Here is a 5,073-nt window from a genome sequence, read left to right as displayed (position 1 = left end):
GTCGCATCCTCCAGCCATGTGGCAAAGAGGCGGAATGGCTCGGCGGCCTCGGTAAAGTCACCGCTTGTTAACTCAGTTTCGCTCATAGTTTTCCAAATTCTTACCGTTGGCGGAGGACTTTGCCTGTTGTCGCGCATCATGCAAGCTTTTGACAGCAGGCAAAGGAGCGGTTTCGCTTCGGCCAGCGGCAAGCTCATGGTCGCGGCCATGGTCCTTCCGCTTGCCGCTTGCGGCGCGGGCGGCTTCAGCCTTCAGAAGGCGGAAGTCGACCGTTCGATCGTCACGTCGAGCGCACCTGCCTCGCCCGCCGTGCCGGCGAACAGCGACAAGGACTCGGATCAAACCACCATCGGCAATGCCGTCTCTTCCGCCGATATCGAGGAACTCGGCGGCCAGGCGGTGCCGTGGGCGAATGCCGGCACCGGCTCGCGCGGCTCCATCACCGAGCTGGTCGAGTTGAAGGACAACGACCAGACTTGCCGCAGCTTCACCGCTTCGCGCGAAAGCTTCGACGGGGTCTCGCTGTTCAAGGGCGAGCTCTGCATGGCGGGCGCCGGCGGATGGCACATGCAGGACTTCAAGGCGCTCTGATTTTCGCCTGCCGATCTTGCCTTGCGCCACTGGAATTTCTTCCTATGCAAGCGCATATAGGGAGCAACCGTGGACTCATTTTCTCTTGCAGGCAGGAAGCATGCGCGACCCCTATGAGGTGCTGGGCGTTGCCAGGAACGCATCGGCCAAGGACATAAAATCGGCATACCGCAAGCTCGCCAAGAAGCATCATCCGGACCAGAATCCGAATGATCCCAAGGCGAAGGACCGTTTTGCCGCCGCCAACCAGGCCTACGAGATCGTCGGTGACGAGAAGACTCGCGCCGCCTATGATCGCGGCGAGATCGACGCCGACGGCAAGCCGAAATTCCAGGGCTTCGAGGGTGCCGCCGGCGGTGGCGATCCGTTCGCCGGATTCCGCCGCCAGCAGGGCCCGGGCGGCGCGCATTTCGAATTCCGCTCAGGCAGGCCGGGCGGCGATCCGTTCGATGGCAACAGCGACATCTTCAGCCAGATCTTCGGCGATGCCTTCTCCGGCGCCCGTGGCGCCGGCCCCAGCGGCGCGCGAACAGGCGACCGTCGCCAGCCGGCCCAGGCCGCTGACCTCAATGTCACGCTCGATGTCACCATCGAGGAGGCGGCCACCGCCGAGAAGGTGACGGCGATGTTCCCCGATGGTCGCAAGGTCGCCGTCAAGTTGCCGGCCTATGTCGAGGACGGTCAGACCATCCGTCTGAAGGGCCAGGGCGAGCAGGGGCCGGGTCAGCCGGGCGATGCGCTGGTCAAGATCCATTTCCGTCGCCACCCGCGCTACCGTGTCGAGGGCCGCGACCTGCACGCCGACCTGCCGGTGGCGCTGGCCGATGCCGTGCTGGACGCCAAGGTTGCGGTCGAGACGCCGACCGGCCGCCTCGCGGTCAATGTCCCGGCATGGTCGAGCTCCGACAAGGTGCTGCGGCTCAAGGGCCGGGGCTTGCCGGAGAAAACCGGCGGCCATGGTGACCTCTACGTCCATGTCAGGCTGATGCTGCCCGAGGGCGGTGACAGCGAGTTGGAAGCGCTGATGCGCCGCCAAAACGGCTGACCTTCGAAGTTTTCTCCCCCGGACAGTCCGCTATGGGCGCTTGAAGGGGCCTTGTGCCTGTGCGATAGGGCTCTCCACAAAGCAGACATTCTTGCGGAGAACGCTCACATGGCGGGTGGACAGGGCCTTATGGCCGGCAAGCGCGGGCTGATCCTCGGCGTCGCGAACAATCGGTCGATCGCCTTCGGCATCGCCAAGGCCTGCGTCGATCACGGCGCCGAGATTGCACTGACCTATCAGGGCGAAGCCTTCAAGAAGCGCGTCGAGCCGCTGGCGGCGGAACTCAACGCGCATGTCGCCGGTCATTGCGACGTCACCGATCCGGCAAGCCTCGATGCCGTTTTCGACGACATCGCCAAGCATTGGGGCAAGCTCGACTTCCTCGTCCATGCCATCGCCTTTTCCGACAAGGACGAGCTGACCGGCCGCTATGTCGAGACGACGCGCGACAATTTCCTGCGCACCATGGACATTTCGGTGTTTTCCTTCACCACCATCGCCAAGCGGGCCGAGCCGCTGATGGTCGATGGCGGCTCGCTGTTGACGCTGACCTATTACGGCGCCGAAAAGGTGATGCCGCACTACAACGTCATGGGTGTCGCCAAGGCTGCGCTTGAAGCGAGCGTCCGCTACCTCGCCGTCGACCTCGGCGCCAAGAAGATCCGCGTCAACGCCATCTCGGCCGGCCCGATCAAGACCCTTGCCGCCTCTGGCATCGGCGACTTCCGCTACATCCTGAAGTGGAACGAATACAATGCGCCGCTGAAGCAGACGGTCACCCAGGAAGAGGTCGGCGATTCAGGCGTCTATTTCCTGTCGGATTTGTCGCGCGGTGTCACCGGCGAGGTCCATCACGTCGATTCAGGCTACCATGTCGTCGGCATGAAGGCGGTCGACGCGCCCGATATCTCGACCGTCAAGGAATAGTCTCCTCGAGCTGGCATCCCCCACCGCCTGCAGTCTGTCCTGATCTTTCGCCGGAAGACCTGATGTATCCGCTCGTCTACATCGTGCGCCACGGCCAGACGGAGTGGAATGCCGAGCGTCGACTGCAGGGCCAGGCAGACACCGTCATAAACGCGCTGGGGCGCGAGCAGGCGACCCGGAATGGGATCCGACTGGCCGAGTTCGTCGACAATTCGGACGATTTCGACTTTGTCGCCAGCCCGATGCGGCGCACGCGCGAGACGATGGAGCGGTTGCGCGCGGCGATGGGTCTCGATCCGCTTGCCTACCGCACCGATCCGCTGCTGGTCGAAATAAGTTTCGGCGACTGGCAGGGCTTTACCTTCCGCGAGCTCGAGGCCAGGCTTCCCGGCTCGACGCAGGGGCGCCGCTTCGCCAAATGGGACTTCCAGCCGCCCGGCGAGGGCGCCGAGAGCTACCAGATGCTGCTCGAGCGGATAAAGCCATTCTTCGACGCCCTGGACCGGCAGACGGTCTGCGTCACTCATGGCGGCGTCATGCGCTGCCTGTTCCGCTTCGTCGAAGGCCTGTCCAAGCAGGAGGCGGCAAGCCTCGAAATCCCGCAGGACCGCTTGCTCCGGCTGCAGGGTCGGACCCTGGAGTGGTTGTAGGGCGGACTGTGGAAGGTGTGGCGATTCAGGTCAGGCCAGCATCATCTGAATCAATTCGCGTCACTGTCCGGTAGCTGCATATCGGTGACCACGTTCTCGCCATTGGTCACGTCATAGGCAATCACAATGTCCATGCCCGGCTGCAGCGCGTCGAGATCGGTTTCGGCATTGAGCTTGTAGGACTTGCCGTCATCCAGTGTCAGCGTCAGCGTGTCCTTGTCGACCTTCTTGATCAGGCCTTCGGTCTGGCCGGCGAATGCGGCGGCGGTGGAAATCAGCAACATGGCGGCAACAGCGCCAATCAGGGTACGCATCGTCGTCCTCTTTGGTCATTGCGCCGGCACTATGGCGGCGGATCCTCAACGGCGGATGGAAGAGAGCAGAAACCAACCGAATGTGTCAAAACTAAATCCGCCGGATCACAGTTTGATGCACCGGATCACGGTTCGATCACTGTGGAAAACGCCAATGGGAGGTAGCACTCAGTGGGCGCCGCCGGGCGGCAAGGAGAACGGGGAGCCGGGAACGGACGTGTCGAGCCGTTGCTGCGCGAACGGCAGTCCGAGCCTGAAACTCATTGACGAGGCGCGAGCCGTCCAGCCGGGTTTGGGCGGCTCGACATATTTCGACAGGTGAATCTCCACCGAGCCGGCATTCTGCGGGCTGGCCAGTATCAGACGGACAAGTTTTTCGTTGGCGACAAATCTGTAGTCGCGGACGGGGAAAAGCTGCCTGCCATCGATCGTCGCGGACGTTTCGACTGTTATTGCATTGCTCTCAGGCGGAGCCTTCACGCCCACCAGATCGATTATCTGGATGGCATTGGGCTGTTGAACATCCAGCCTCACGGTTCTGTCTTCGGAGGTCGAGGCGAGTATCGGCACATCCCGACGCTGCGCGGTCACGGATGCGACGAGCAGGACTATGAGCGCGCCCGTCGCAACAGTGATTGCCTCCCTTCGGCCGAAAGCGGACGGCTTCAGCCTGTAGGCGACAATCCCCAACGCGATGGGAAACATCCACTTGTAGTAGTGGACGTTGAAATAGCGGAACATGCCGGTCGGGACGCTGTCCCGATAGCTCGCATAAACGATCAGATGCACGGCCATCATCAAGCCGGCCACCCGCATGAACAGGGGCTCCGGGAAAACGATCAGAACGATCGCAAGAACGACGGCGATGAACAGGATGGGGATCACGCTGATCCAATCGGCATTGAACTCCAGGAAATAGACCTGTGAGGCAACAAGAAGCGAAAAGAGCCGCTCCGGAACCTGGAAAATGTCGAAGCCAATTCCTCCTGCGACGGCCTGGAAATATGTGCCGGCCAGAGTTCCGGCGCTCAGGTAATTGAATGTTGCGAAGAACAGCACTGGCATGGCAAACCCAGCCGCCCCGGCGCCTATGGAAACGATCCCGTTTCTGCGCGCGTCGGGTTCATTGCCCACTGCCATCGCCACGACAAGCGACGCATAGGCGATTGCAGCCGGAGCAGTCGTGGCGAAGTCCGCGGTACGAACGGGGATCTGGGCGCCGACAACAATGCCGAACAGGATCGCGTTGGTCGCGAAGGTCGATGCGGGGAGCGATGAATGCCTCAGCCGATCGAAGCGGTCGAGAAGTACAAGGGCCGCGGCGAGGAGGAACGCGCCAAGCGTGCTGGTCCACGGAACAACCCACTGAAGCCCGATGATCGGGTAACCGACCATGCCCGCCAATGTGAAAAGAGCTGCGGCGGCGGGCCCGAGGTGCGGTCGAAACAGGCGGAACACGAGCAGAAAGAAACCGGCCATCAGCGCGAGGTTGACCAGATAGAAGGGGTGCATTTCCGAAATTGGTAGAAAGAGCGCGCCGAAGAGG

6 protein-coding genes and 1 pseudogene are annotated in these 5,073 nt (G+C 62.2%); 4 read left to right on the top strand and 3 right to left on the bottom strand.

What is annotated here, in order from left to right:
* Window positions 1-209 (bottom strand): annotated as a pseudogene (locus EOA33_RS40750) (hypothetical protein); the annotation flags it as partial.
* Here EOA33_RS40750 and EOA33_RS23775 point away from each other — a divergent pair.
* From EOA33_RS23775 to EOA33_RS23760, 4 genes are all read left to right on the top strand, one after another.
* Window positions 127-591 carry an RT0821/Lpp0805 family surface protein gene (locus EOA33_RS23775; protein WP_126055945.1) on the top strand — a complete coding sequence of 155 codons (465 nt, stop codon included), beginning with the start codon at window positions 127-129 and terminating at the stop codon, window positions 589-591. The pseudogene EOA33_RS40750 and the gene EOA33_RS23775 sit on opposite strands and share 83 nt — an antisense overlap.
* Before the next feature lie 100 nt (window positions 592-691).
* A complete protein-coding gene (locus tag EOA33_RS23770; RefSeq protein ID WP_127406732.1) occupies window positions 692-1,636 on the top strand; it encodes a J domain-containing protein in 945 nt (314 codons plus the stop codon).
* A gap of 108 nt (window positions 1,637-1,744) precedes the next feature.
* Window positions 1,745-2,563: an enoyl-ACP reductase FabI gene (gene fabI / locus EOA33_RS23765; protein ID WP_126055943.1), complete on the top strand. Its 819-nt coding sequence runs from the start codon at window positions 1,745-1,747 to the stop codon at window positions 2,561-2,563.
* A 62-nt stretch (window positions 2,564-2,625) separates the two neighbouring features.
* Window positions 2,626-3,213 (top strand): histidine phosphatase family protein, encoded by a 588-nt coding sequence (locus EOA33_RS23760; protein WP_127406731.1) that lies wholly within the window; start codon window positions 2,626-2,628, stop codon window positions 3,211-3,213.
* Between the two features lie 50 nt (window positions 3,214-3,263).
* Here EOA33_RS23760 and EOA33_RS23755 read toward each other — a convergent pair whose 3' ends face one another.
* Window positions 3,264-3,527, bottom strand: coding sequence for a DUF1344 domain-containing protein (locus EOA33_RS23755; protein ID WP_126055941.1), 264 nt, complete (start codon window positions 3,525-3,527; stop codon window positions 3,264-3,266).
* A gap of 168 nt (window positions 3,528-3,695) precedes the next feature.
* Window positions 3,696-5,073 (bottom strand): hypothetical protein (locus EOA33_RS39220; RefSeq protein WP_190234352.1); only part of this gene is annotated, 1,378 nt, incomplete at its 5' end.

It is taken from the genome of Mesorhizobium sp. M4A.F.Ca.ET.050.02.1.1, assembly GCF_003997725.1.
Lineage (GTDB): Bacteria > Pseudomonadota > Alphaproteobacteria > Rhizobiales > Rhizobiaceae > Mesorhizobium.
The sequence above is the reverse complement of the archived record's forward strand: the minus strand, read 5'-3'. Positions and strand labels throughout refer to the sequence as shown.

What these genes read in the sequence shown, in the direction of transcription:
- EOA33_RS23770 (WP_127406732.1), top strand. Translation starts at nt 692, where the DNA reads ATGCGCGACCCCTATGAGGTGCTGGGCGTTGCCAGGAACGCATCGGCC.
- fabI (WP_126055943.1), top strand. Translation starts at nt 1,745, where the DNA reads ATGGCGGGTGGACAGGGCCTTATGGCCGGCAAGCGCGGGCTGATCCTC.
- EOA33_RS23760 (WP_127406731.1), top strand. Translation starts at nt 2,626, where the DNA reads ATGTATCCGCTCGTCTACATCGTGCGCCACGGCCAGACGGAGTGGAAT.
- EOA33_RS23755 (WP_126055941.1), bottom strand. Translation starts at nt 3,527, where the DNA reads ATGCGTACCCTGATTGGCGCTGTTGCCGCCATGTTGCTGATTTCCACC.